The organism is Ignavibacteriales bacterium, from assembly GCA_016709155.1.
Lineage (GTDB): Bacteria > Bacteroidota > Ignavibacteria > Ignavibacteriales > Ignavibacteriaceae > JADJEI01.
Genome location: JADJEI010000001.1, coordinates 1,004,718 through 1,030,135 on the forward strand (window position 1 = coordinate 1,004,718; position 25,418 = coordinate 1,030,135).

Here is a 25,418-nt window from a genome sequence, read left to right on the forward strand (position 1 = left end):
AAGGCGCACTAAGTTTTTTATTTACTTTTTGGCTGTAATATTTTTGCAATTAATCCTGTCCAGCCGGTTTGATGTGAAGCTCCAACACCTCTGCCTGAATCACCATGAAAATATTCATGAAATAAAACATAATCCTTAAAGTGCGGATCATTCTGAATCTTGCTGTTATATTTAAACACCGGACGCAAACCTGTTTTATCTTTTAGAAATAATTTTGATAATCTATTTGCAAGTTCATCGGCAGCATCTTTTATGGTTACAAAATTTCCGGAGTTAGTTGGACATTCAATTTTAAAATCATCCCCGTAATAATGATGAAACCGGTACATTGATTCGAGAATTAAAAAATTTACAGGAAACCAAATTGGTCCGCGCCAATTTGAATTGCCGCCAAACAAACCGCTGTCAGATTCTGCCGGAGTGTATTTTACCTCAAACTTTTTTTCATCGAGTTTTAGCTGATAAGGATTTTGTTCGTGATATTTTGAAAGTGCACGTATTCCATAATCAGATAGAAATTCGGTTTCATCAAGCATTCGCTTAAATAATTTTTTCATTCGATGCCCTCTTAACAAAGAAAGAAGTCTCCGTTCTCCCATCCCTTTATCATTCCATCTCGAAACAAGTTTTGCCATCTCCGGTTTGTTTTTTAAAAACCAATTTAATCTTAACTCAAACTCAGGTACTTGCTGCATTAATTCAGGTTCAAGAACTTCCACCGCAAAAAGTGGAATCAATCCAACCATTGAGCGAATCTTCAAATGAAATATTTTTTCATCAAGATGAAGAGCATCATAATAAAACCCATCTTCATCATCCCAAAGACCAACTCCTTTGCATCCCATATTTGTCATTGATTGTGCGATGTATAAAAAGTGTTCGAAAAATTTTGTGGCTAAATCCTGATAGATTGGTTTTGTTTTAGAAAGCTCGAGAGAAATACGAAGCATATTAAGTGAAAACATTGCCATCCAACTTGTACCATCGGACTGATCCAGATGTCCGCCGGTTGGAAGCTGTGTGCTTCTATCGAAAACACCGATGTTATCTAAACCAAGAAATCCACCCTGAAAAATATTATGCCCATCGTGATCTTTTTTATTAACCCACCATGTAAAGTTTATTAATAGTTTGTGAAATACTCTTTCTAGAAAATCAGTATCAGGTTTTCCCCGAAGTTTTTGATCAATCTTAAAAACGCGCCACGTTGCCCAGGCATGCACAGGTGGATTGACATCGGAAAAATTCCATTCGTACGCAGGCAATTGCCCGTTCGGATGCATATACCATTCGCGTGTAAAAAGTATTAACTGTTCTTTTGCAAATTCAGGATCTATCATTGCAAAAGGAATGCAGTGAAAAGCTAAATCCCAGGTTGCATACCACGGATACTCCCATTTATCGGGCATTGAAATTATATCGGCATTGTTAAGATGAGTCCAGTCATTATTCCTTCCATCTTCACGCTGCTTGGGAGGTTTAGGCTGCCCCTTATCACCGTTTATCCATTCTTCCACATCATAATAAAAATATTGTTTACTCCACAGCATCCCGGCAAACGCCTGCCGCTGAACATTTTTTGCATCCTGATTTTTAATGTCTTTCTGAACTTCAGAATAAAATTCATCAGCTTCTTTTTTTCTAAGCTCAAATATCTTCTCAAAATCATTAAATGGATTCTGAATTGAAACTTTGCTTAATCTTAAATTAATTGAGACGGAAGATCCTCCATCTATTTGCAGATCAAAATTGCACGCTGCTTTAGTTCCGGTTTTAGCTGGATTTACAGCTTGCTTATTTTTTTGTGTGATGTAATCGTTAATTCCATCTTTAACAAATTTAGATATGTTATCTGAATTGTATAATCGCTTATTGTTTGTTTCATTCTCGCAAAAAAGAATTTCGGGAGATTGATCAAAGTACAAGTTGTATTCACCAAGATGCTTATGTATTATTTTGATTGAGTTGTGTTCTGATAAAAACATTTCGGGAATGTAATTACTTTTTCCCCAACGCCAGGTATTTCTAAACCAGATTTGTGGAATAATGTTTAATTCTGATTTTTCTTTTCCGCGGTTATGCGCTGTTATTTTAATAAGAATATCTTCCTCAGAATTTTTTACATACTCAACAAACACATCAAAGTATTTGTCTTCGTTAAAGATACCAGTGTCAATCAACTCGAACTCATTATCATTTTTTGTTCGCTTGTTGTTTTCATCAAGAAGTAATTGATAGGGAAATTCTGCTTGAGGATATTTATAAAGCATCTTCATATATGAGTGAGTTGGAGTGTTATCTAAATAATAATAATACTCTTTCACATCTTCGCCGTGGTTGCCTTGATTACCGGTTAATCCAAAATATCTTTCTTTTAAGATAGGATCTTTTTTATTCCACAGTGCAACAGAAAAACAAATAAGCTGTTGATCATCGCTAATACCTGCAATCCCCTCTTCACCCCAGCGATAAGCTTTGCTGCGTGCATCATCATGCGAAACAGATTCCCAAGCTGTTCCGTTTGGCGAATAATCTTCACGCACAGTTCCCCATTGCCGGTCGGTTAGGTAAGGTCCCCATTTACGCCAATGCAAGTTTTCAGATTTGATAGATTGTATTCTTTGTTTTTCTTTGTTCATAATTTTTTATTTCCAATATATAAGATTGCAAGTGTGCATGTTGTCATAATAATGACAAATCGAAATCCTTTAAAAAGTAATTAATTGACATTAAACATGTTAAGTAAAACCTTGAAGGTCTTTCTAATTTAGTTTTGTCCTGATTAATCCGCGATGGTGAATCCTATTTAATTTCTAGCAAAACTTTCAAGGTTTAGCCATTGGGCATGAGGGAACTTATTAACTACGTTACGCAAATTGAAAAAAACCTTCGAGGTTTTCTGAAATAATAAAGAGTTACTCTATTATTTTAACAATTGTATTAACCAAACCTCAAAGGTTTCACAGAAATGCGAAAGGTGACTTATTAACTGAAGTTACGCAAAATCACAAAAACGGCATGTCATACACGCGAAAGCGGGTATCTACTGTGCTAAAATGAACTAAAAAATGGATTCCCACTTTCGTGGGAATGACAAATCAAGTCCTTTTTTCTTTTAAAAAGTATCTGTGCGTAACTTCAGTTATTAATATAGCTTGAGCAATAACCAATAACTGACTGCACTAAATATTGCCGCAATAGGTAAAGTCAATGCCCATGACATTAGAATATTCCGAACAACTTTTACATCAGCGCTTTTAGTCACCGTGCCGATTCCGAAAATAGAACCAACTGAAACGTGTGTTGTAGAAACCGGAAGTCCGTGAATTGATGCTGTGGTAACTAATAAACCAGTAATAAGATTTGCAGTAAATCCCTGCCCGTGATCCATTGGTGTAATTTTTTTGCTGACAGTAACACCAACCTTTTTTGCATTTAATAATCCACCAACTGCCATTGCAATAGCGATTGCAATCATTCCATATTTAATATCTAATGCGCTAATCACTAAAAGTAGTCCAACTATTTTAGGAGTATCATTCAAACCTCTCGCAAAACTTACCACACCCGAACTAACGAAATGTGCATAATCTAAAATTGTTTGCGCGTCAATTCCGAAAATTCTTCCTGTGTAAGTTGTAATACATTGTTGATTTGTTCCAACAATAATTTTTTTGCGGGCTTCTCCATCCAGAGCAATGGATTGACTTTGATAAGAAGCTTCACTTACAGTATCACAATCATCAACAACGCAAAAGCAAGTTTCTTTTGTAATTCCAGAAGCAATTCTGATCTTTCTTAGTATAACGTAAGCTGACATACTTAATATCAGTGCTATAAGCGGACTAACAATCAGAGGCATTAAAAAAGTATCTCCCAACTTGGAAAAATTAAAAGTCGTTCCAACAGCAAGAAATCCGCTTCCTAATAAACCACCTACCAACCCGTGAGTTGTTGAAATCGGCATTCCTATTTTTGTTGCTAAGAAAACTGTTGCAGCAGCACCTAATGCAATTGAAACTGCGAATGCCGGCGTTTGAATTAATTCATCCGGAATTAATCCTTTGCCGGAAAAATTTTTAACTAATGTGCCGGCAAGAAAAATTGCAGTAACAGATCCAAGAAATGTGGTGATGGTTGCCCAGTTTATTGCTCTTTTATAATTAGTCGTACCGCTTCCAAATAAAGTGGCGACACCTTTAAAGTTATCGTTAGCGCCATTGCTGTATGCTAAAAATAAGGCTGCACAAAAGAGAAGAATTAATATCACAGTCCATTTCCCATAATTAATGAATTAAAAATATTTTTATTTGATTAAAACTTGCCCGTTCAGTTAAAAAGTTTAATGTAATATTTTTCACTAAACGGTAATTGATAATTAAGATTTAACTTTTCATAAACTTTAGAAGGAATTCCAATATCAGCAAGATATAGATCACCTGTAATTTCCGTAAGCAATCCTGTTTTAGGCAGTGCAAGTGTCATCGTAATATCAGGATTGATAAACGTGCCCATCTTTTCACCAGAAGTTGCGTTCACGCCTGATGGAACATCCAATGAAATTCGTATTCCCAATTTGTTTGAAGCCCAATCAATCATTTCAGCGGAAATGCCTTTTGGTTTTCCGGTTAAACTATAACCGATTATTGCATCAATAATCAGATCAGGATTGAGTTGTGATATTTCTTTAAATCTAATTTGCTTTGCGTTTGTTGATCTGAGAATGTGGAGCTGATATGCAGGAACATCTTTTAATTTTTCAATATCTGTAATGCATACATAAACTTTAGCACCTCTGTTTGCAAGATGTCGCGCTGCACAAATTCCGCCGCCGCCATTACCCCCTGTTCCTGCAAGAATTAATATTTCCGACTTGTTCCAGCTTTTGCCCAAAGTTTTAATCGTAAGCTCTGCTAAATTTCGTCCGGCGTTTTCCATCATCTGAAAAAGATTCGGACCTGTTTCTTCCATAGCTATTCTATCTATTTCAATCATCTGTTCTTTAGTTACTGCGGGAATTTCAATTCCATTTTCTGTTTTTAATTTCATATTTGTTTCTTCTTTGTGCTACTTTGTGCCATCCTTCGTGATACTTAGTGGTTAATTCTTCTTCACCACGAAGGTACTCAAAGGACATCACCAAGGCGCACTAAGTTTTATCTAATTGAATTAATAAAATTATAAACTCTTGTTTTTAACTCTGCTGGATTATCAATAATAAACTTTTTATCAAGCAATTTTGATGAATGAACAGAATCATGCGTAATGCTATTAGTTACAGCAAAAACATTCATATTAGCACTAAGTCCTGCTTTTATTCCCGCCACCGAATCTTCAATTACAATACACTCCTCGGGTTCTACCTGAAATTTATTTTTCATACGCAGGTAAATCTCTGGATGAGGTTTTGCATTTTCAATTTCATCTCTGGTAATAACAAATTTAAAGTGATTTTTTATGTTCATAATTCCCAATACTTTTTCAACTTGCCTGCAGTGAGACATTGTAGCCAATCCTGTAAGATAATTGTCTTTTTTCACTGAATGTAAAAATCCCATCGTCATTTTGCAGCAGTATTTTGGAAGAATATTCGGATCTTCCAGCATCGTGTTATAAATCTCTAAGCGATGTTCAATTAACTTATCTTCAACTTCTACAGAATCAGAAGATAAATAATTTAATTTAGACCAATAATCTTTAACAAGATTTTTGGCTACATCAGCTCTGGATAATCCCACATAATTTTTAAAGTTTTGTATTACCTCATCTTCAGTTACTTTATTTTGACTAATAGACGCAAGCGCTTTTGCATAGGAATGTGCTTTAACTATTTCTGTTTGCACAAGTGTACCATCCAAGTCAAAGATAATTGCTTTGATCATTTTATTTTTCCTGTTGATTTATAGTGGCAGCAGAATAAACTGAAACGGAAAATGGAATCAAATAAGTAATAACAACCTTAAATACATTCAGATTAACAAAATTCAAATTTGAGATTGCATCAAATTGATTTAATATGTTCAAAATGCTTCCAACAAAAAGAGCAATTACTATATGTTTCTTTAAATGCAATCTGTTGAGGGTTTCGCGATAGCAAAGATAAAATTGTTTTTTCATTTTAACTTATTTGATAAAAAAATATTGCTTAAAAAAATATAACCGGAAAAGTTTTCAGGATAAAAATAATAAAAATAAACGCTTGAGAGTAAGAAGCTGAAGAAACAATTCATTAATTGGCTTTAGTCTATACTTTAATAATGATAGTAAATGTCGCTTCCATTTATATGCTCTGCTAATTCCTTCAGGTCAAGAGGTTCAACAAAGGCAGGGATATGTGATTTTCCATTTAATGACCTTTCCCCCCCGGTTAAAATATTCCATGTTCCATTTACAGATATTTCAGCTCCATTCTTATGCAGGAATTCTAAGAACTCACCAAAGTTTTTTAACGTCAAAATGCTGCTGTCATGGAATTGTTCATTTACCAGATTTTTCAAATCCATCGGCACTTCAAATCTATCAAAATCATTTTTACCATCCGTACTATCAACCTTTAAGTTCCAAGCAGCTTCAGCATCAAAAAGTAATTCAACTCCTCCATAAAGTTTTAAATTAGCAAGAACAAGATCGAAAGCAACGCAAGGCGGACCATCTTCTTTTTTGATATTAGTCACTAAATGGATTAATATCTTTTAATTCGATCTCGCCGGAGTTGAAGAATTATTGTATAACAGTAAAACCCCAGCTGAAGCCAGAACAACTAAACTGATTGAAATTAATATTTTAGTCATGACTATGATATATTTTTATCTCGTTTGAAAAATATAATCAGCGCTGAAACCAGTGCTACTATTCCGCTAAAACCAACTGTATAATCTAAACCGAGAATAAATTGATCTTTCCATTCCTTGTAAGTAGTACCAAATAATTCATCCTGCTTCTCGACGAGAACCTGAGTTTTTGTGAAAATCTCACCGCCAAATCCCGCCCAGACTATTACTGCAGCAATAATTATCATAATTCCAATAACAAATGTTTTTTTCTGCTTGCTGTTAAATTTCATTTTATACACCTTATTAATTTTGTTTATTTTTTATTCAATTTTATCAAACCTGTAAGAATTGAGTTGTCAAATTTTTGACAAGTATAGAGATAGCACTTCAACCGACCGAGTGAAATTAGTAATGTAAATCACCTTACGCAATAGTAACAATTATGTCGTTCCAGCTTAAAAAATTTCAGTTTCGGAATCAGTTTAAAAGGATTTTTATTGGTAAACCAATCATTTAGCTAATGAACAACATTACAACATCGTAAGATGCCGGAGGCAATTATACGAATTGTAACATCACTGATTGATAAGAACAATTGCATTTACACGGTTAAAAGAATATTTTTGTGAAAGGAATTAAAGAAATAAAATGACAACAGAACAAATCATAAAATCAGTCCCAAAAGTTTTATTGCACGATCATCTTGATGGTGGTCTCCGTCCACAAACAATTATTGATCTTGCGGCGGAGCTGAAATACAAAAAATTACCCACAAAAAATCCAATTGAACTTGGTGAATGGTTTCATCGAGGCGCAAATAAAGGCAATCTTGTTGAATATCTGCAAGGATTTGAACATACTACAGCAGTTATGCAGACAAAGGAAGGGCTTTCAAGAGTTGCTTATGAAATGATTGAGGACATGAAAAATGATGGCGTTGTATATGTAGAGACAAGATTTGCACCAGTTTATCACAGAAGCATGGGGTTGTATTATGAAGACTCGGTTAAAGCTGTCCTTGAAGGATTAGAAAAAGGCAAGAACGATTTTGGTGTTGGTTACGGTTTAATCCTTTGCGGTATGCGTAATATGAAAGACACAATAGATATTGCCGAGCTTGCTGTTAATTTCAGAAAGGAGGGTGTGGTTGGATTTGATCTTGCCGGTGAAGAGGGGGGTTATCCTCCCAAAAAACATATCGAAGCCTTTCAATATATTCAAAGAGCAAATTTTAACATTACAATTCATGCCGGTGAGGCATTCGGTAAAGATTCTATTTGGCAGGCTATTCAATGGTGCGGCGCACATCGAATAGGACATGCAACTCGATTGCTCGAAGACATTGTGTTGGATTCTGAACGACACGTATTAAGTTTTGGCGACCTTGCCCAATATGTGCTTGACAAAAGAATTCCCTTAGAAATTTGTTTACTTTCCAACGTGCATACAGGTGCTGTGGATAAAATTGAAAACCATCCATTCGGAATATTGTATAGAGAAAAATTCCGGGTTACAATTAATACCGATGATAGATTGATGAGTGACACAACTATGACAAAGGAATTTTTAACTGCTATAAATTATTTTAATTTGAATTTTGATGACTTTGAAAAAATAACAATCAACGCAATGAAATCAGCTTTCATTCCTTATAAAGAAAGGCTGCATTACATCTATGATATTATCAAACCCGGCTATCAAAAAGTCAGAGAACAACTGCTATCATTAAATAATAATTCAGGAAATCATGAAAAAACTTTTCACTAATTATAATTTTGAATTTGAGAAAAATGAAAAAAAACTTGTTACAACATTTTGCAAACAAGTATTAAAACAAGTTGAGGGTGATTCTAAATTTTTTGCAGAGTCGCGTGCGTTCAAATCAATTCTCGAAAAACTGAACACTAACGGTGATGTTGTAAAACTTACTAAAGATGAAAAAATAAGATTGGTTCATCAATTAGAGCAGAACATTTCTTTTATAAAAAGGAAATGAATAAAAGCTGGTTTCTGAAAAAATGGCTATACAAATCACTGTATAATCAATATGATAATTTATTAGAAAAGCATTTTAAGGATTAAGAATGTTAACGGATCATAAAAATATAATCGCCCCAACCGGAACTAAAATTACTTGCAAAGGCTGGATACAAGAAGCTGCAATGCGTATGTTGATGAATAATCTTCATCCCGATGTTGCAGAAAATCCAGCAGAATTAATTGTTTACGGAGGGAGAGGGAAAGCTGCCCGAAATTGGGAGGCTTACGAAGCTATCATATCCTCGCTAAAAAATCTTGAGAATGATGAAACACTTTTAGTTCAATCAGGAAAGCCTGTTGGAATTTTTAAAACATATACCAATGCACCACGAGTAATAATTTCAAACTCAATGCTTGTTCCCGACTGGGCAACATGGGATGAATTCCGAAGGCTCGAGCAGCTTGGATTGACAATGTATGGACAAATGACTGCCGGTAGTTGGATTTACATCGGCACGCAAGGAATATTACAAGGCACTTACGAAACTTTTGCCGAAGCAGCAAAAAAATATTTCAGCGGATCACTTAAAGGCAGATTCATTTTGACTGCCGGGTTAGGCGGAATGGGCGGGGCTCAACCACTTGCTGCAACTTTTAACGGCGCTGCTTTTCTTGGTGTTGATGTTGATCGTTCAAGAATCCAAAAAAGAATTGATACCGGTTACATTGATGTAATTACGGATAATCTTGATGAAGCTTTAAAAATTGTACTCGACGCTAAATCAATTGGCGAGGCTATCTCTGTCGGATTAGTTGGTAATGCAGGCGAAGTTCATCACGAAATTTTAAAGCGTGGAATTATTCCCGATATCGTTACTGATCAAACATCTGCTCACGATATGTTAAACGGATACGTTCCAATGAATATGAGTTTTGAATCAGCAATTGAGTTAAGAAAATCCAATCCTGAAAAATATATTTCTCTTTCCCGAAAAACTGTTATAAAGCATGTGGACGCGATGTTGGAGTTTCAAAAACGCGGCTCAATTGTTTTTGACTATGGAAATAACGTTCGCGGTGAAGCAAAAGAAAATGGATTAACAAATGCGTTTGATATTCCCGGGTTTGTTCCTGAATTTATCCGCCCCCTGTTTTGTGATGGAAAAGGTCCATTCCGCTGGGCTGCACTTAGTGGCGACCCAAATGATATTTATGTAACTGATCAAGCAATACGAGAAGCCTTTCCAGATAATAAGCAGCTTATCAATTGGATTGATATGGCGCAAAAGAAAGTTCACTTTCAGGGATTGCCCGCACGTATTTGCTGGCTCGGTTACGGCGAACGTTCAAGAATGGGAAAAATTTTTAACCAACTTGTTGCTGATGGAAAAGTCAAAGCTCCAATTGTAATCGGCAGAGATCACCTTGATTGCGGATCTGTTGCTTCACCAAATCGTGAAACTGAAGGTATGATTGATGGCAGTGATGCAATCGCTGATTGGCCAATTCTTAATGCACTATTAAATGCAATCGGTGGTGCGAGCTGGGTTTCTGTTCATCACGGCGGCGGTGTAGGAATTGGAAAATCTATTCATGCGGGAATGGTTGTTGTGGCGGATGGAACTAAAGAAGCAGAGAAAAGATTGGAAAGAGTGCTGACTTACGATCCCGGCATGGGCATAATGCGTCACGCTGATGCCGGCTATCAACAGGCAATTGATAATGCCAGAAAATGGGGTGTCCAAATTCCAATGCTAAAATAAAAGTGATTATTAATCCTATTAAGTGAAGTAACTTTTTTTAAATTTATTGATTCCCATTTTCGCGGGAATGACAAAAAGAAAAAAAGATTTTGAAAAATATTTTATTTTTTATCATACTCATTTTTTCAGTTAATCAAGACTTTTTTGCTCAAGATAAAAACAAAATTGATTTTGATAATTGTACATTTAAGGGTTTTTCGCTTTACGGAAAAATACAATTTGTAGAGTCATTTCCTGATCTAACTGTTCAGATTGTAGAGTCATTTCCGGATTTGAAAATTAAACTTGTTAATTCATTTGCAGATGATTGCGGGGAATGGCAGATAGTTGAATCTTTTCCCGATGTTAAAATTAAAGTAGTGGATTCGTTTCCTGACATAAAAATAAAATTTGTAGAATCGTTTCCGGGGGAACCATAATTAAAAAATCATTTGTCACACTGAGTGGCGGTGCCATCGAAGTGTGACCTTAGTTAAATAAAAATCTGGTCATCCTTCGACATGCTCAGGATGATAATTGAATATAAATTATATCAAAGAGGTTAAAATGAAACTGAAAGTATTAGTAGCAGATAAATTTCCGGATAAATATATCCAGCAAATGAAGGATCTTGATCTTGAAGTAATCTATAATCCAAAGCTTGGAGAAAAAGATCTTCCTGAGGCAGCAAAGGATGTTGACATTGTTATCGTACGCTCAACAATAGTAAACGAGGAAACAATCAACAAAAGCAAAAACTTAATCTTATAATTCGTGCCGGCTCCGGAGTTAATAACATAAATATTGCCGCTGCAAATAAGAAAGGCATTTACGTCACTAACTGCCCCGGTATGAATGCAGTTGCAGTTGCAGAACTTGCTATAGGATTAATGATTTCTCTTGACCGTTCAATTCCAGATAATGTAATAGACTTTAACAACGGTGTTTGGAATAAAGACAAATATTCAAAAGGTAGAGGGTTGAAAGGTAAAACGCTTGGACTTATCGGTGTTGGAAACATTGGGAAAGAAGTAGCCAAACGCGCGCTTGCTTTTGAAATGAATGTTTACGGAAAAGACATAACTCGAATTGAGGGTGTACAAATCAAAGATTTTAGCGAAATGGATCAACTGCTCCCTTTGTGCGATATTGTTACTATACACCTTCCTGCTACTCCTCAGACAAAAGGATTGTTCAATAAACAAATTTTCAGTTATGAAAAACGGAGCTTATCTTATTAATACTTCCCGGCAGGATATTATTGTTGAAGATGATCTTCTTGAAGCAATAAAAGAAAAAAATATTCACTATGCTTGCGATGTATTTAAAGGTGAACCCGAAGGAAAGTCAGGCGAAGTTTCATCCAAGCTTCAAAACAATCCAAATATTTATGTTACTCATCATATTGGTGCTTCTACGGAACAAGCTCAGGATGCGGTAGCAGAAGAGACAATAAATATAATTAAGCATTTTATCCACAGTGGAGTGATTGATCATTGGGTAAACCGTGCAAAAATTACAGATGCAAAATTTCAATTAGTTGTTAAACATTTTGATAAGCCGGGTGTGCTTGCTGCCGTACTTGATGTTATCAGAAACGGGCACATTAACCTTGAAGAAATTGAAAATATAATTTTTGAAGGCGGCATTGCAGCTTGCTGTACAATGAAATTACAATCTGCAGCTACTGCAGATATGCTTAAGAGAATAAGCGAGAACCCAAATGTAATTAGTGTGAGTCACGTAGAGATTTAGTTAAAATTGAGGTTTAAAAATTAAATAACCTGCAGACTTTGCATAAATTGAATTTGTTGTCTTAAAAGCTAAAAATACTGAATTGTTATGAAGCTGTCTTAAAAGTAATTTTTACTGTCACACTGAGCCAGTCGAAGTGTGAATTCATTACATCATTGCCATCAGTCTTCGACAAGCTCAGACTGACAAAATGAGATTTTTGAGACAGCCTCTTTTATTTCATACCAATTTCAACTCGACAATTTCTTTTACCATACCATGATAATAAGGAAGAAGAAGTAGATGGTTGATTCCATCAATCTCATTCTGTTCAAAATCAAAGACAATGGAAGAAATTTTCGATTTAATAAATTCGTTTGTATCATCATTAAAAGATAAAAGCAATTTGTCTTCTTCAACTGAAGAGTATATTTCATCTGAAATTCCTAACAGTGAGTTCTGAAAACTATTCAATAAGTTTTCATCTTTAGAGGCGAGAATAAAATTCACAAAGGGTAGTGCAAGAAAATCACTCATTTCTTCGGCAAGACTAATACCCTTTTTAAATAATCCCGATGAGAAATTATAATCGCCGCTAATAATAGAATTTTCGTTCTTAATCAACTCGGGATACTGTTCGATACGAATCTCTATCTCGATGTCATACAATTCTTTAAATAAAATTTTTGCAATTATCGGCTCAAATGAAGAGACATCACCGGAAAGAATCAAATCACTGATTTTTTTGCTTTCAGATTTGAAGTACAGATACGTTGTTGATAATTGTCCCTCGAAAGCCACACCAAATTTTGACGAAATAAAAAAATCTTTATGAAAGATTAGATCAATCGTTGGGATAATTCCTACAGCTGCATCTATTTCGCTTATCGAAGCAGAGATCAATGCTGAAGGTTTGAAAATTACCTGCTGTCTGATAGTCGCGGGTAGCGAATCAGAGAACAAGTGAAAGATAAAATTATCCGGTAAAAAGATTTTCATTCAAATAAAAAAGCCGCTTATGGCGGCTATAAATTTTATTAGATTTTCTTGCCTTTTATTCTGGCAGCTTTACCGGAAAGGTCGCGCAGGTAGAAAAGTTTTGCTCTTCTTACGTTTCCAAATTTAAGCACTTCAACTTTTGCAATTTTGGGGGAGTGAAATGGAAAAATTCTTTCTACTCCAACACCGCTCGAAATTTTTCTAACTGTAAAGGTTTTACTCATACCACTTCCTCGGATTCCAATCACATCACCTTCAAAAGATTGAATTCGCTCTTTATCACCTTCAATTACTCGAACCTGCACTTTGATGTGATCACCGGGATTAAAAACAGGCATATCTGTTTTTACTTGTTCGGGTAAAATATTATTTACGTCTATCATTTCTGTCTCCGCTAATTATTAAAAGTTTTCCATTTTTCAGTCAATAAGTTTGACTGTTCTTCTCTCCATTTTTTTATTTCCTTATCGTTACCGGATAGGAGAACATCCGGGACTTTTAAGCCTTTGAATTCTGCAGGTCTGGTAAAATACGGGGGTTCAATATAGTCCGCTCCATCCTGAAAAGAATCATTTAGGGCAGCTTCACTATCATTAAGAACTCCGGGAATTAAACGAATCACTGCATCAATAATTACAAGAGCAGGCAATTCACCTCCGGTTAAAACATAATTGCCAATAGAAATTTCATCAGTTGCAAATTTTTCGCGGACACGATCATCTATTTCTTTATAATGCCCCGTAATAAATAAAATATTTTCAGCCAACGAAAATTTATTAGCTGTTTTTTGATCAAACAATTTTCCTTTGGGGGTAGTAAAAATTAAATTATCGTATTTTCTTTCAGATTGCAATTTCTCGATGCATTCAAAAAAAGGTTCGGGTTTTAAAATCATTCCCGGACCACCGCCAAAAGGTTTGTCATCAATTTGCTTGTGCTTATATATGTGCAAAGTCCCGCAAATTATGAATATAAATACTGACCTTACCTTTATTCTGAGCCCGTCCAAGAATACTTGTGTTTAATGGACTCTCGAGCAAAGCGGGAACGGCGGAAATAATATCAACTCTCATCATCGTCGTAAATATTTTCAATTGGTTTCAGTATCAATATTTTTTTTCTGCTGTCAAATTTTTCCACGTAATCGTCAATTGCAGGAATTAGCAATTCATTACCATTATTTTCTTTGATGACATATACATTATTCGATTTGAGAATAATTATATCTGTCACTACTCCAATCTTAACATCATTTTTAAGAACATTACTGCCAACAATATCATGAATATAAGCTTGATTAGCCGGCAGTATTAAAAGTTCATCCTCTTTAATAAATAAATCTTTACTGACTAAGATATTTACATCTTTGCTGGAATTGAAATTTTCAAATTTAAGTAAAATTGAATTTCCTAATTTCTTAACAGACTGAATTTTTAATTCTTTCTTGTCATTAAAAAAATCAATAAAAATTTTTTTAAGCTTGTAGAATCGTTCAGGATAATCTGTAAACAATTCGATTTTTACAAAACCGTCTTTTCCCGCTATAGATAAAATACGGGCAACAAGAAAAAACTCAGACAATTAAATAAGAATTATTTTCTATCATCAATTTCAAATGCAGCTTTCTTTCCGGCTTTGGCTGCTACTGCAGTCAATAAAGTTCTGATAGCCATAGCAGTCTTGCCTTGCTTACCAATTAATTTTCCAACATCATTAGGCTGCACTTTGAGAGTGAAAACTACTCTGTTTTCTTCATCCATTTTCTCATCAACAATCACGCTTTCAGGATGATCTACAAGTGATTTCGAAATGAATTCGATGAATTCTTTCATAGACAGAATCTCCTAAAATTAAAGCAGGGAGCTGATGCAATTAATAAGAAAAACATTTGATTGTTTTTCAATCAGAAGCAGCACCAACAACTTCTGAAATAAGGTAAAAAAAATACATGTCAATCGAACTCTAACTGCCGATTAACTTTACTTCTCCTCTGTTGCAGCTTTCTTTTTATTTTTCTTTCTTTTTTTCACAACCGAGTTTTTTGCTTCGCGCAATTTAACCCAATTGTCTAATTCCTCTTTAATTTTATCCTCACCTAAACCTCTTCTTGCGAGTTCACGTTTCATAAGGATTCCCTTTTGCCTTAAAAGGCTTCTAACAGTATCGGTCGGTTGTGCACCAACATTCAACCAGTAAAAGATCCTATCTTCAAGCAGCTCAACGGTATGAGGATTTGTTAAAGGATTATAGGAGCCAACAGCTTCTAAAAATTTTCCATCTCTGGGCGATCTTGAATCTGCGGCAACTACTTTGTACATGGGCTGTTTTTTCTTGCCCATACGTCTTAGTCTTAGCTTAACTGCCAAATTTAATAACCTCCGAATTTATAACTATTATCAATTGAATTTAAAATTTTTCATTGCCTGAGGCGAAAAACCTTTTCTCGCCATCTGCCCCATCATCCTTTGCATATCTTCAAATTGTTTTATCAATCTATTTACATCCTGAATCGAAGTACCACTGCCACGAGCAATCCGTTTCCTTCTGCTTCCATTTAGAACTTTGGGGTTTGTTCTTTCCTTTTTGGTCATTGAATTGATGACTGCTTCAACTTTAACTAATGCTTTATCATCAATCTGGGCATTTTTTATTTGTGCACCCATCCCTGGAATCATCCCAATTAAGGAAGATAAAGAACCCATTTTCTTAATGACTTTAATTTGCTTAAGAAAATCTTCAAAATCAAATTTATTTTTACGAAGTTTTTCTTCGAGTTTGTCGGTTTCGAAGCCTTCGAAATTCTGCTGAGCCTTTTCAACAAGTGAAATAACATCACCTTTCCCAAGAATTCGCGAAGCTAATCGATCTGGATGAAATATTTCAAGAGCATCAAGTTTTTCACCATTACTGATAAATTTAATCGGCTTTCCAACAACACTGCGAATGGAAAGAGCTGCGCCCCCTCTTGCGTCGCCATCAAGTTTTGTAAGAACTATTCCATCATAATTGATTTTTTCGTTGAATGCTTTTGCTGAATTAACAGCATCCTGCCCGCTCATCGAATCAACTACAAAAAGGATTTCATTAGGATTAATTATTGATTTAATATCTGCGACTTCGTTCATCATCTCTTCATCAATATGAAGCCTGCCGGCAGTATCAAGAATAATTGTGTTATAATTATTTTCCTGAGCGAAAAGAATGGACTCTTCAGCTATTTTCTTAGGATTCTCACCGGGTAAAGAAAAAACATGAACATCAAGCTGCTTGCCAAGCATTTTTAATTGATCTATTGCTGCAGGTCTATAAATATCAGCCGCGACCAGTAAAACCTTTCGTTTATTGCCGACCAGCTTTTTTGCAAGTTTTCCACAGAAAGTAGTCTTACCGGATCCTTGTAACCCGACGACCATTATTTTAGTAATGCCGCTGGGGTTTAATGCGATCTCAGTTTGTGAACTTCCCAAAAGAATAACAAGCTCATCAAAAATAATTTTTGTAATTAATTGCCCGGGGGTGATCGAATTAATAACTTCTTGTCCGAGAGCTTTTTGAGAAACTTTTTCAATAAACTCTTTAGCGACAGAAAAATTCACATCTGCATCGAGCAAAATTCTTCTAATCTCCCGCAGAGAATCAGAAATATTTTTTTCGGTGAGTTTACCCTGCCCTCTAATTTTCTTTAGTGCGTTCTCTAATTTTGTTGTTAATTCATCAAACATAATATCTCAATCTGTAACCAGTCGTATCAAAAATAAAAACAAATCAACCACCCGCCCTGAGTGCATTTGCTCCGGTAACAATTTCTAAAATTTCTTTAGTGATGGCTGCCTGTCTTTCCCTATTAAATTTCAAGCGTAGAGTTCTAATCAATTCTGTTGCATTAGTGGTTGCATTATCCATTGCTGTCATACGGGCTCCAAATTCAGAAGCATTTGATTCGAGCAGCACCCGCCAAATTTGAGCTTTCAAATGTTTTGGCAAAAGGTATTCGAAGATAGAAAGTTGATTTGGCTCGTAAATGTAGTTTGATTTCGAAGCTTCGTTTTCTTTTTCAATAGTCAAGGGAATCGGGAGGAATTGTTCAATCACGACTTTTTGCTGGATAATAGATTTAAACTCATTATAAATAATTACAATCCTATCATACTCGCCCGATAAATATCCTTCAATCAAATCATTATAAATGTTAAGCGCAGAGTCATAACGTAATGATGAAAACAGTCCTACATTATCACCACTTTTTTTATAATCGGAGTTCTTATAAAAATCAAATCCCTTTTTCCCAACATTATAAATAATTGGAACTAGATTTTGCGGAAGCAGCTGTTCCTGGATATAATGTGTTGACTCCTTCAAAATATTTGCATTGAATGCACCACATAAACCACGATCTGCTGTAACAACAACGACACAGACTCTTTTAACTTCGCGCTCAATTAAAAAAGGATTGGATATAGTTGAATCTGAACTAAGCAAATGTGAAAGTGTCTGGTTAATCTTTCTGGCATAAGGGCGAGCATTAATTACCCCTTCCTGTGCTCTTCGCAGCTTTGCAGCCGCCACCATTTTCATAGCTTTGGTGATCTGCTGAGTGTTCAGGACACCCTTGATTCTTTGTTTTATATCGCGTAAGGTAGCCATTATCTATTAAGCTGTTTTTTTGAAGACTGTTAAAAATTCTTCGGCAGCTTTTTTAATCAAATCAGTTGTGGCAGCGCTAAGATCTTTATCTTTTTTAATACTTTCAAAAATTGAATTGTATTTTACTTCGACAAATTCTATAAATTCTTTTTCAAATCTCTTTATATCATGAATGGCAATAGTGTCAAGATAACCGTTTGTACCGGCAAATATACTTAGCACTTGTCTTTCAACAGGAACAGGAGCGTATTGACCTTGCTTTAACAATTCAACAAGACGCGCACCTTTGGCAAGTGTTCGTTGAGTAGATTTATCAAGATCCGATCCAAATTTCGCGAAAGCTTCAAGTTCACGATACTGAGCAAGATCAAGCTTTAATGAACCTGCAACTTTTTTCATTGCTTTGATTTGTGCGTTACCGCCAACACGAGAAACTGAGATACCCACGTTAATTGCAGGTCGTACACCGGCATTGAATAAATTGGACTCAAGATATATCTGCCCATCAGTGATTGAGATAACGTTTGTAGGGATGTAAGCCGAAACGTCACCTTGCTGAGTTTCAATAATCGGAAGAGCAGTTAAACTACCTCCACCCAAATCATCACTTAACTTTGACGCTCTCTCTAACAATCTTGAATGAAGATAAAAAACATCGCCGGGGTAAGCTTCTCTTCCAGGAGGTCTTCTCAGAAGCAAAGATAATTCGCGGTACGAAGCGGCTTGCTTTGAAAGATCATCATAAATTACCAAAGCATGTTTCCCATTATCCCTGAAATATTCACCGAGAGTGGCACCGGAATAAGGAGCAATAAACTGTAGCGGAGCGGGCTCAGAAGCAGAAGCAGCAATAACAGTTGTGTAATCCATTGCGCCCTGTTCGTGTAATTTAGCAACTACCTGAGCAATTGTTGAACTTTTTTGTCCGATAGCTACATACACACAATAGACAGGATTTATACCGTTCTTTTTAGCATCTTCAGTATGAGTAAATTTCTGATTTATTATAGCATCAACGGCAACAGCAGTTTTACCTGTTTGTCTATCACCGATAATTAATTCTCTCTGCCCCCTTCCAATCGGAATCATTGCATCAATAGCAGCAATTCCTGTTTGAAGCGGTTCTTTAACCGGCTGCCGTTGAATTACACCTAATGCTTTTCTTTCGATGGGTAAAAATTTATCTGTATTAATCGGACCCTTTCCATCAATAGGAAAACCAAGTGGATTTATAACTCGACCAAGCATTTCATCACCGACGGGTAAAGAAGTTACACGCTTAGTTCTTTTTACGGTATCGCCTTCTTTAACAAGTGTTGTATCACCAAAAAGAACACAACCAACACTGTCTTCATCAAGGTTTAACACCATCCCAAAAACATCATTCGGGAATTCCACAAGTTCACTTGCCATTACTTTCGAAAGCCCATAAACTCTTGCGATACCATCTCCAACTTGAAGGACGGTTCCGACATCATAAACATCAACTTCACTTTCGAATCCTGAAAGCTGCTTTCTAAGTATTGCAGAAATTTCATCCGGTCTGACTTCAGCCATTATACTTTCCTTTTAAATTTCTTTTAATTTAATGATGAACCATAACGCAAAAACTCTTTGCGCATTAAATCGAGTTGATGCTTTAATGAAGCATCATAAACAGTATCTTTTATTCTGGCAATAAACCCTCCGATTATACTGGCGTCGGTAGAATAGTTTGCACGAACAGTCTGATTAGTTAATAGGTGTACTTTTTTCTCAATCTGCACTTTCTGCTCAGAACTTAATTCTGTTGCAGATTTAATATTTACAGATACAATGCCGTTATATTCATTACACAATTCTATGAATTTAGTAAGAATACTAAACAAAAGATTCACTCGGTTTTTATTTATAACAAACTCAATAAATTCAAATGAGTCTTTGCTGATTTTATTTTTAAATATCTCACTAATGATCGTGATTTTAATGTTCGCTTTAACAACCGGGCTTTCTAATACTCTTCTTAGCTGTGTATTAGTATTGAGGACACTGATGATGAAATTTATATCCTCAATTGTTTCAGACAAGTTCTTTTTATCTAATGAAGATCGAAGAAACGAATTAGCATATCTGAGAGAAACTTTTACGTCAGCCATCGATTAATTTTTCACTATTTCATTGATAAATTTATTAACGACTTTTGCATGAGTTTCTTTATCAAGTTTTTCATCGAGTAATTTGCCGGCAGCACTGATGGCTATATCCACAACCTCGCTTTTTAATTGTTCGAACGCCGCCTGATTTTTTCTTTCAATCTCTGCAGCAGCCTCGCTAATAAGTTTTTGCGATTGTAGTTTTCCATCTGCCAAAATTTGATCTTTCAGTTTTTCAGCATAAGAACGACTTTGCTCAATGATCTTACGAGCTTCATCTTCTGCTTTAGCCAAACTATCCTGATTTTGATTAAGAATTTTTTGAGCCTCTTCTTTGGCTATCTCAGCTTTGGATAAAGACTCCTGTATAGTCTTTTCACGCTGATCAAGTGCGGTAAGGATAGGCTTCCATGCTACTTTTCTAAGAATAAGCAACAATACGATGAATGTAAGAAAAGTCCAGAAAATTAATCCTGGATTTACATCAAGTAGAGTACCATTGCTTTCAGAAGCAAGTACGCCAAATATAAAATTTGAAGGCATCTTGTGTTCCTTAAATAATTAACAATGCATAATTCAAAAAGCTGATTAAGCTTTAAGAGCTAAGAGGATACAGATAACAAGACCGAAGAAAGAAATACCTTCGATAAGCGCTGCAGCGATAATCATTGAAGTTCTTATTGCGCCCGCAGCTTCAGGTTGTCTTCCACTTGCTTCCATTGCGGAACTTGCGAGTTTTCCAATTCCAAGCCCACCACCAATTACTGTTAAACCTGCACCGATACCGGCTGCTAACCAAGCTAAATCCATTTATTACTCCTTTATTTTATGTTTATGTTTTATTAATGTTCCTGATGTACTGCCATCCCGATGAATAATCCGGACAACATCGTAAAAATATAAGCCTGAATTAAGGCAACTAAAATTTCCAATAGATAAATAAAAAGCGCAAAGCCGATTGAAACCGGCGCAATGAAATATGTCCCCATAAAAAATATTAAACCTAATAAAGCCAAAATTACTGTATGCCCAGCCATCATATTAGCAAAAAGACGAATCGCCAAAGCAAAAGGTTTTGTCAGCAATCCCAGAAATTCTACTACGATCATTAAAGGCAAAAGCGCGGTTGGTATGCCATGCGGTACTAACCCTTTAAAATAGCCAAGAAATCCGTGCTGCATAATTCCACCAGCCTGCGTAACAAAAAATGTAAAAATTGCAAGTGAGGCAGTAACTGCAATATTTGCTGTAAATGTAGCCGAGAACGGAAGCAATCCCAGAAAATTTCCAAATAGAATAAAGAAAAATACCGTTAATAAATAAGGCAGGAATTTCTCAAATCCTTTTCCAATGGTAGGTTTCGCAATTTCATCTTTTACGAAAACTATTAAAACTTCAAAAAAATTAACGAACCCTTTGGGGATTAAAGATTTTTTATATTTCGATGCAACAATTGCAAATGTGATGAGCACAAGAATTGCCGATAGCCACATAAAAATCACATGCTTTGTTGGCGTTATATCTAATCCAAAAAGCAAAGGAAATTGAGGGATATGAACTTCTCCAAATGGCTCAAAATCAAGTGTTCTGCCATCCATAATATGATGAAGAATCCACCCACTGTCATTTTTAGTTGCCTTTTCTAATGTATCGGCTACGGCAAGGCTGTCAGGAAAGTTCATATTATTTATTTTTTCTTTGATTCAGATAAATTACTTCAAAAATTAAATACAAAATGTAAAAAATGAAGGATGAAAATATAAAGGTATTCTGATTTATTTCCAAGAATTTAAGCGTTAGAAATGTCATGACAGTTAATAGAATTAGCCTAAGAAACATTCCTCCCCACACTAAAGCAAGAAAGATGGGATTTGACTTTTTTATTCCGATAATATACACTAAAACTCCCAATCCGAAACCTAATGACATAATCAGGTATGAATAAATGATACTTGTAAAGATTATCTCGTCAATAATTTTAGAACTAAACAATGTGTATAAACTGAGTGGTACAAACAGGATAAAAGCGACTATCAAGAACGGTAAAATTTTTTTTTTCATTTAGGAGGAGTTAGAACGTTTTTGATGAAATTATAAAGCCCGGCAAAAATCCCAAGGCAAGCAAAAATAATAGTGAAAATTGGGCTCGACTCAAACTCCCCATCCATCCAGATTCCAGCAAATGTCAATAATGCAACTGTTGCAGCAAGCTGTAAACCCAATCCGAGATAAGGTCCGACCTCACGATAAACTTTTCCAAGATTTTCTGAATCAATGATTTTATTTTTTTTCATTTTGAAGACAAATTGAGCGCGGAGGTTTCGGTATTTACCTCTGCCATTGAACTCTTACCGTCAAACTTAGCCCCTGATTCTATAATCAAAAGCTTCGTTACAATATCTCCTTTTAATTGTGCATTGGATTCCAAAAGCAATTTTTCATTCGCATTAACAGAGCCGTTTACTTTTCCGCCAATATTAATTACTTCCCCTTTTATATTTCCGAAGATCTCACCGCTTTCACCAATGGAAACGTTGCCTTTGGCTATTAAATCGCCCCGAACAATTCCTTCAATTCGAATATTCCCATCACTACTGATTTTACCTTCTATAACAACACCTCTGCTTATTATGGAAATATCGTCGGACACTTCTGAAGAGTTTCTGATTTTCATTATTACTCCATTATAAATTAATTAATATTTTCGATGGATCCAGCGGGATTCCATCTTTCCAAATTTCGAAATGTAAATGTGGACCGGTTGTTATTTTTCCGGTATTACCGCTGAGTGCAATCAATTCACCTTGAATCACATTATCTCTTTCTCTTTTAAGTAGCATACTACAATGCTTATAGATTGTTATATAACCATCACTGTGTGCAATAATAATCATATTCCCATCATCAACATTGAAGTTAGAATAGATAACATAACCATTAGCGGAGGCAAAAATTTCTGATCCTTCTTTCAGCACAAAGTCAATTCCTACATGACCCTTTGATGAAAGAAATCCCCGGCTGATAAAACCATCAGCGGGTTTGATGAAACTTCTGGACTCTTGACTATATATTTTTGTAAAGAAAATTTCCTTTACAATGTAATAAATATTTCCGCCAAACTGATTTTTATCTTTTTGTTTTTTTTCTTCCTTATCTGATTTGATAGAATCAACTAAGGACGAATCACCCAGGAATATTGCGTAACGTAATTTCTCGTTTGAGGATTTTAGCTTGCCTAACTCCTGAGTGAGAAATATAATTTTTTTGTTTAGTTCATTAATATCTGAAGAATTTGAAAATGATTTTGAATTCCCAAATGGAATAATTATAGAACTTAAAGGTGTTAGATTCAGTGTAAAAAAACCAAGTACCCCTATAAAAATTGAATAGATAATCACTACCGGCAAAAAACTTTTGAAAGTAAATTTAAATGATTTTGACGTTGGATTATTATGGTCAGGAATAAATACCACAACATAACCTAAAGTTCTACGTACAAATTGTTTAATGTCGTTTAGGACTTTCATTTCTTCACTTCCTTATTTCTCAATCTCTTTTCAATTTCAATTATATCTTGTTTAACTGTGTACTTAGCTTGTTCATCTTCGGTAAGGGTTAAATATTTATTAAAGCTTTTTAATGCTTGCTCGTAATTTTCAGTAATGAATTGTATGACCGCCATATTTCTATATGCCTCTCCAAACGTCGGATCAATTTCTATCGTTTTATAAAAGTCTTTCATTGCGATTTCAAAAATTCCTTGCTGAGCATAAACAAGTCCACGATTAAAATATGTCATTGAACTGTTAGAATTTAGTTGCAGTGCCAAATTATAATTGATGATTGCTTCATTAAAGTCCCCTTTAGCTGCCAAACAATTTGCAAGTAAATAAAAAGAAATTTCATTCTCCTTAATTGATATCGATTTTCTTGCATAAGATATTGCTGCATCATAGTGTTTATTCTGAAATTCAGCATCTGCTAAATTGTTCCAGGCATCAAAGTTAAGATAATTGTACTTTGGTATAAAGAAAAATTGCATCACAATGATGAGAGAAATAATTCCCGCTGGAATCAACAAAGTACTATATTCCTTCCTCAAAATACCTTGGTAAGTTGAATAAAATCCATAACCCGAAAAAATTATAAATATAGGCATAGCTACAAGCCGGAATCTTCCTATTACAAAAAATACAATCGTTGAAATAATAATCGCGATTAACATACTTATTAAATGCCATATTTTTTTTTTATTTCGAGCGGCAAAATAAATCCCTGTTATTGCAGAAAGGAGAATAACTTGAAAACTAATCAGTGGCAGTTTAAGTACATTGGAATAATTTTCGCGGAAGAAATCAATATTAACATTCGTTGACTGGGGATTTTCGTCACCGCCAAAATAAAAAAGAATTTTTTTAAACATCAAAATACTTGCATCAATAGGCTTAGAAACTATAAATGCCAAACCCTGATTATACCAGTATGAAGATACTTCTGACGGCATAAATTTTTGACCGCTAATTTTTTGAGCATATTTTTCTCCCGGCATGTCATTAAAAATTTCAAACCCCTTGGGATTCACATAAACTCCAAGAGCATTTTCATTATTGCCGATATAAAAATTGATCCCGCCATTCGAACTTATCATTACTAAATCTTTCCCTACAAAATAATTCCTGGCGGTCACAATGAGAACTGGAATAGCAATACCAATGATTAGAAATAAAGCAGGTTTGAAATTCGAAGTTTTATTTTTACGTAGTAGTAGCACTAAATAAATTAACAATCCAGCACCAGCTAACAAAATATTAGCCCTAAAAAGTGCTGCAATTCCAATCATGATTCCGATCTTAAACCATCTATTTACCGATTCAGAATTTTCGTGTCTACTTAAAGTAAAACATATAACCGAGATAATAAGTACTTGAATCGTTTCGCCAAGGACAGCTCCTGAATAAAAAATAAAAATGTCATACGATGCTGCGACAAAAGCAGATATTAAGGCGGAAGCCCGACCAAAAATATTTTCTGCCGACTTATAAATTAAGTAGATGGTAATTGAACTGATGATTACTTGAACTATTCTAATTGCTAGTATTGAAGACCCAAATAACTGGAAAAGGAAAGCGAGGAAGTATGGGTAACCAGGTGACATGAAAAATATTTTATCCCCCATCCAATCCCCAGAAGCAAATATTTTGTTTGCCCAGTCAAAATATATTTTAGAGTCTGAAAATAGATTCAAATAAAAGGGGGAGTTTGTAGTTTCAAAAACATAAACCAGACGCAGAATAAAACCTAAGGTAATAATTGATAAAACAATTTTTAATCCATTGTTTTTCCCTGTCTTATTCTTAACTACCTTGGCTTCTGAATTAGAACTTTCGTACTTTTTCTTTTTGCTCATCTAAAAA

27 protein-coding genes and 2 pseudogenes are annotated in these 25,418 nt (G+C 35.0%); 5 read left to right on the plus strand and 24 right to left on the minus strand.

Features of this window, described 5'->3' with window-relative positions; translation table 11 throughout:
• Positions 1–17: 17 nt before the first annotated feature.
• The 7 genes from IPH11_05205 to IPH11_05235 all read right to left on the minus strand — a co-directional run bounded on the left by IPH11_05205 (position 18) and on the right by IPH11_05235 (position 7,063).
• Positions 18–2,639 carry a glucosidase gene (locus IPH11_05205; protein ID MBK6913078.1) on the minus strand — a complete coding sequence of 874 codons (2,622 nt, stop codon included), beginning with the start codon at positions 2,637–2,639 and terminating at the stop codon, positions 18–20.
• A 506-nt stretch (positions 2,640–3,145) separates the two neighbouring features.
• Complete coding sequence (locus IPH11_05210) at positions 3,146–4,270, minus strand: anion permease (GenBank protein MBK6913079.1); 1,125 nt, start codon at positions 4,268–4,270, stop codon at positions 3,146–3,148.
• 59 nt (positions 4,271–4,329) lie between these two features.
• On the minus strand, positions 4,330–5,049 hold the full coding sequence (locus tag IPH11_05215; protein MBK6913080.1) for an NAD(P)H-hydrate epimerase: 720 nt from the start codon (positions 5,047–5,049) through the stop codon (positions 4,330–4,332).
• A gap of 107 nt (positions 5,050–5,156) precedes the next feature.
• Positions 5,157–5,882 (minus strand): HAD family phosphatase, encoded by a 726-nt coding sequence (locus IPH11_05220; protein MBK6913081.1) that lies wholly within the window; start codon positions 5,880–5,882, stop codon positions 5,157–5,159.
• Between the two features lies 1 nt (position 5,883).
• A complete protein-coding gene (gene nrtS / locus IPH11_05225; GenBank protein ID MBK6913082.1) occupies positions 5,884–6,117 on the minus strand; it encodes a nitrate/nitrite transporter NrtS in 234 nt (77 codons plus the stop codon).
• Between the two features lie 134 nt (positions 6,118–6,251).
• Positions 6,252–6,674 (minus strand): hypothetical protein, encoded by a 423-nt coding sequence (locus IPH11_05230; GenBank protein ID MBK6913083.1) that lies wholly within the window; start codon positions 6,672–6,674, stop codon positions 6,252–6,254.
• 119 nt (positions 6,675–6,793) lie between these two features.
• Positions 6,794–7,063 carry a hypothetical protein gene (locus tag IPH11_05235; protein ID MBK6913084.1) on the minus strand — a complete coding sequence of 90 codons (270 nt, stop codon included), beginning with the start codon at positions 7,061–7,063 and terminating at the stop codon, positions 6,794–6,796.
• Between the two features lie 358 nt (positions 7,064–7,421).
• On the opposite strand from IPH11_05235, the gene IPH11_05240 reads away from it, so the two are divergent.
• The 5 genes and pseudogenes from IPH11_05240 (at position 7,422) to IPH11_05260 (ending at position 12,250) form a co-directional block, all read left to right on the plus strand.
• The gene (locus IPH11_05240) at positions 7,422–8,540 is read left to right on the plus strand and encodes an adenosine deaminase (protein ID MBK6913085.1); all 1,119 of its coding nucleotides are present in this window, start codon (positions 7,422–7,424) and stop codon (positions 8,538–8,540) included.
• Positions 8,521–8,769, plus strand: coding sequence for a hypothetical protein (locus IPH11_05245; GenBank protein ID MBK6913086.1), 249 nt, complete (start codon positions 8,521–8,523; stop codon positions 8,767–8,769). Before IPH11_05240 ends, IPH11_05245 begins: the two co-directional genes overlap by 20 nt.
• A gap of 88 nt (positions 8,770–8,857) precedes the next feature.
• Positions 8,858–10,516, plus strand: a complete 1,659-nt coding sequence (gene hutU / locus IPH11_05250; protein ID MBK6913087.1) for a urocanate hydratase — start codon at positions 8,858–8,860, stop codon at positions 10,514–10,516.
• An 89-nt stretch (positions 10,517–10,605) separates the two neighbouring features.
• Positions 10,606–10,935 carry a hypothetical protein gene (locus IPH11_05255; GenBank protein ID MBK6913088.1) on the plus strand — a complete coding sequence of 110 codons (330 nt, stop codon included), beginning with the start codon at positions 10,606–10,608 and terminating at the stop codon, positions 10,933–10,935.
• Between the two features lie 127 nt (positions 10,936–11,062).
• Positions 11,063–12,250: pseudogene (locus IPH11_05260) on the plus strand (phosphoglycerate dehydrogenase).
• A gap of 219 nt (positions 12,251–12,469) precedes the next feature.
• Here IPH11_05260 and IPH11_05265 read toward each other — a convergent pair.
• The 17 genes and pseudogenes from IPH11_05265 to IPH11_05345 all read right to left on the minus strand — a co-directional run bounded on the left by IPH11_05265 (position 12,470) and on the right by IPH11_05345 (position 25,411).
• On the minus strand, positions 12,470–13,228 hold the full coding sequence (locus IPH11_05265) for a hypothetical protein (GenBank protein MBK6913089.1): 759 nt from the start codon (positions 13,226–13,228) through the stop codon (positions 12,470–12,472).
• A gap of 38 nt (positions 13,229–13,266) precedes the next feature.
• Positions 13,267–13,611, minus strand: a complete 345-nt coding sequence (gene rplS / locus IPH11_05270) for a 50S ribosomal protein L19 (protein MBK6913090.1) — start codon at positions 13,609–13,611, stop codon at positions 13,267–13,269.
• A gap of 11 nt (positions 13,612–13,622) precedes the next feature.
• Positions 13,623–14,301 (minus strand): annotated as a pseudogene (gene trmD / locus IPH11_05275) (tRNA (guanosine(37)-N1)-methyltransferase TrmD).
• Positions 14,291–14,809, minus strand: coding sequence for a 16S rRNA processing protein RimM (gene rimM / locus IPH11_05280; GenBank protein ID MBK6913091.1), 519 nt, complete (start codon positions 14,807–14,809; stop codon positions 14,291–14,293). Before rimM ends, trmD begins: the two are co-directional and overlap by 11 nt.
• 11 nt (positions 14,810–14,820) lie before the next feature.
• The gene (locus tag IPH11_05285; protein ID MBK6913092.1) at positions 14,821–15,060 is read right to left on the minus strand and encodes a KH domain-containing protein; all 240 of its coding nucleotides are present in this window, start codon (positions 15,058–15,060) and stop codon (positions 14,821–14,823) included.
• Positions 15,061–15,207: 147 nt separating this feature from the next.
• On the minus strand, positions 15,208–15,594 hold the full coding sequence (rpsP, locus tag IPH11_05290) for a 30S ribosomal protein S16 (GenBank protein ID MBK6913093.1): 387 nt from the start codon (positions 15,592–15,594) through the stop codon (positions 15,208–15,210).
• A 30-nt stretch (positions 15,595–15,624) separates the two neighbouring features.
• Positions 15,625–16,950, minus strand: coding sequence for a signal recognition particle protein (gene ffh / locus IPH11_05295; protein ID MBK6913094.1), 1,326 nt, complete (start codon positions 16,948–16,950; stop codon positions 15,625–15,627).
• 43 nt (positions 16,951–16,993) lie between these two features.
• The gene (gene atpG / locus IPH11_05300) at positions 16,994–17,872 is read right to left on the minus strand and encodes an ATP synthase F1 subunit gamma (protein MBK6913095.1); all 879 of its coding nucleotides are present in this window, start codon (positions 17,870–17,872) and stop codon (positions 16,994–16,996) included.
• A 6-nt stretch (positions 17,873–17,878) separates the two neighbouring features.
• Positions 17,879–19,432 carry a F0F1 ATP synthase subunit alpha gene (locus tag IPH11_05305; GenBank protein MBK6913096.1) on the minus strand — a complete coding sequence of 518 codons (1,554 nt, stop codon included), beginning with the start codon at positions 19,430–19,432 and terminating at the stop codon, positions 17,879–17,881.
• 20 nt (positions 19,433–19,452) lie between these two features.
• Positions 19,453–20,007 carry an ATP synthase F1 subunit delta gene (atpH, locus tag IPH11_05310; GenBank protein ID MBK6913097.1) on the minus strand — a complete coding sequence of 185 codons (555 nt, stop codon included), beginning with the start codon at positions 20,005–20,007 and terminating at the stop codon, positions 19,453–19,455.
• A 3-nt stretch (positions 20,008–20,010) separates the two neighbouring features.
• Positions 20,011–20,547: a F0F1 ATP synthase subunit B gene (gene atpF / locus IPH11_05315; GenBank protein ID MBK6913098.1), complete on the minus strand. Its 537-nt coding sequence runs from the start codon at positions 20,545–20,547 to the stop codon at positions 20,011–20,013.
• Between the two features lie 45 nt (positions 20,548–20,592).
• The gene (gene atpE / locus IPH11_05320) at positions 20,593–20,814 is read right to left on the minus strand and encodes an ATP synthase F0 subunit C (protein MBK6913099.1); all 222 of its coding nucleotides are present in this window, start codon (positions 20,812–20,814) and stop codon (positions 20,593–20,595) included.
• Positions 20,815–20,846: 32 nt separating this feature from the next.
• Positions 20,847–21,686 (minus strand): F0F1 ATP synthase subunit A, encoded by an 840-nt coding sequence (atpB, locus tag IPH11_05325; protein ID MBK6913100.1) that lies wholly within the window; start codon positions 21,684–21,686, stop codon positions 20,847–20,849.
• 375 nt (positions 21,687–22,061) lie between these two features.
• Positions 22,062–22,298 (minus strand): AtpZ/AtpI family protein, encoded by a 237-nt coding sequence (locus IPH11_05330; GenBank protein ID MBK6913101.1) that lies wholly within the window; start codon positions 22,296–22,298, stop codon positions 22,062–22,064.
• Complete coding sequence (locus IPH11_05335; GenBank protein MBK6913102.1) at positions 22,295–22,678, minus strand: polymer-forming cytoskeletal protein; 384 nt, start codon at positions 22,676–22,678, stop codon at positions 22,295–22,297. Before IPH11_05335 ends, IPH11_05330 begins: the two co-directional genes overlap by 4 nt.
• Before the next feature lie 10 nt (positions 22,679–22,688).
• Entirely contained in the window at positions 22,689–23,531 is an 843-nt protein-coding gene (locus IPH11_05340; protein ID MBK6913103.1) for a M23 family metallopeptidase, read from the minus strand.
• Positions 23,528–25,411: a glycosyltransferase family 39 protein gene (locus tag IPH11_05345; GenBank protein MBK6913104.1), complete on the minus strand. Its 1,884-nt coding sequence runs from the start codon at positions 25,409–25,411 to the stop codon at positions 23,528–23,530. Before IPH11_05345 ends, IPH11_05340 begins: the two co-directional genes overlap by 4 nt.
• Positions 25,412–25,418: the final 7 nt, after the last annotated feature.

Excerpts from the sequence above, each read along its gene's own strand:
- atpH (MBK6913097.1), bottom strand. The coding sequence starts at position 20,007 with ATGGCTGACGTAAAAGTTTCTCTCAGATATGCTAATTCGTTTCTTCGA.
- atpE (MBK6913099.1), bottom strand. The coding sequence starts at position 20,814 with ATGGATTTAGCTTGGTTAGCAGCCGGTATCGGTGCAGGTTTAACAGTA.
- IPH11_05215 (MBK6913080.1), bottom strand. The coding sequence starts at position 5,049 with ATGAAATTAAAAACAGAAAATGGAATTGAAATTCCCGCAGTAACTAAA.
- atpG (MBK6913095.1), bottom strand. The coding sequence starts at position 17,872 with ATGGCTACCTTACGCGATATAAAACAAAGAATCAAGGGTGTCCTGAAC.
- IPH11_05240 (MBK6913085.1), top strand. The coding sequence starts at position 7,422 with ATGACAACAGAACAAATCATAAAATCAGTCCCAAAAGTTTTATTGCAC.
- hutU (MBK6913087.1), top strand. The coding sequence starts at position 8,858 with ATGTTAACGGATCATAAAAATATAATCGCCCCAACCGGAACTAAAATT.
- IPH11_05205 (MBK6913078.1), bottom strand. The coding sequence starts at position 2,639 with ATGAACAAAGAAAAACAAAGAATACAATCTATCAAATCTGAAAACTTG.
- rplS (MBK6913090.1), bottom strand. The coding sequence starts at position 13,611 with ATGATAGACGTAAATAATATTTTACCCGAACAAGTAAAAACAGATATG.
- atpF (MBK6913098.1), bottom strand. The coding sequence starts at position 20,547 with ATGCCTTCAAATTTTATATTTGGCGTACTTGCTTCTGAAAGCAATGGT.
- IPH11_05265 (MBK6913089.1), bottom strand. The coding sequence starts at position 13,228 with ATGAAAATCTTTTTACCGGATAATTTTATCTTTCACTTGTTCTCTGAT.
- nrtS (MBK6913082.1), bottom strand. The coding sequence starts at position 6,117 with ATGAAAAAACAATTTTATCTTTGCTATCGCGAAACCCTCAACAGATTG.
- IPH11_05345 (MBK6913104.1), bottom strand. The coding sequence starts at position 25,411 with ATGAGCAAAAAGAAAAAGTACGAAAGTTCTAATTCAGAAGCCAAGGTA.
- atpB (MBK6913100.1), bottom strand. The coding sequence starts at position 21,686 with ATGAACTTTCCTGACAGCCTTGCCGTAGCCGATACATTAGAAAAGGCA.
- IPH11_05220 (MBK6913081.1), bottom strand. The coding sequence starts at position 5,882 with ATGATCAAAGCAATTATCTTTGACTTGGATGGTACACTTGTGCAAACA.
- IPH11_05330 (MBK6913101.1), bottom strand. The coding sequence starts at position 22,298 with ATGAAAAAAAATAAAATCATTGATTCAGAAAATCTTGGAAAAGTTTAT.
- IPH11_05235 (MBK6913084.1), bottom strand. The coding sequence starts at position 7,063 with ATGAAATTTAACAGCAAGCAGAAAAAAACATTTGTTATTGGAATTATG.
- IPH11_05340 (MBK6913103.1), bottom strand. The coding sequence starts at position 23,531 with ATGAAAGTCCTAAACGACATTAAACAATTTGTACGTAGAACTTTAGGT.
- IPH11_05245 (MBK6913086.1), top strand. The coding sequence starts at position 8,521 with ATGAAAAAACTTTTCACTAATTATAATTTTGAATTTGAGAAAAATGAA.
- IPH11_05335 (MBK6913102.1), bottom strand. The coding sequence starts at position 22,678 with ATGAAAATCAGAAACTCTTCAGAAGTGTCCGACGATATTTCCATAATA.
- ffh (MBK6913094.1), bottom strand. The coding sequence starts at position 16,950 with ATGTTTGATGAATTAACAACAAAATTAGAGAACGCACTAAAGAAAATT.
- IPH11_05285 (MBK6913092.1), bottom strand. The coding sequence starts at position 15,060 with ATGAAAGAATTCATCGAATTCATTTCGAAATCACTTGTAGATCATCCT.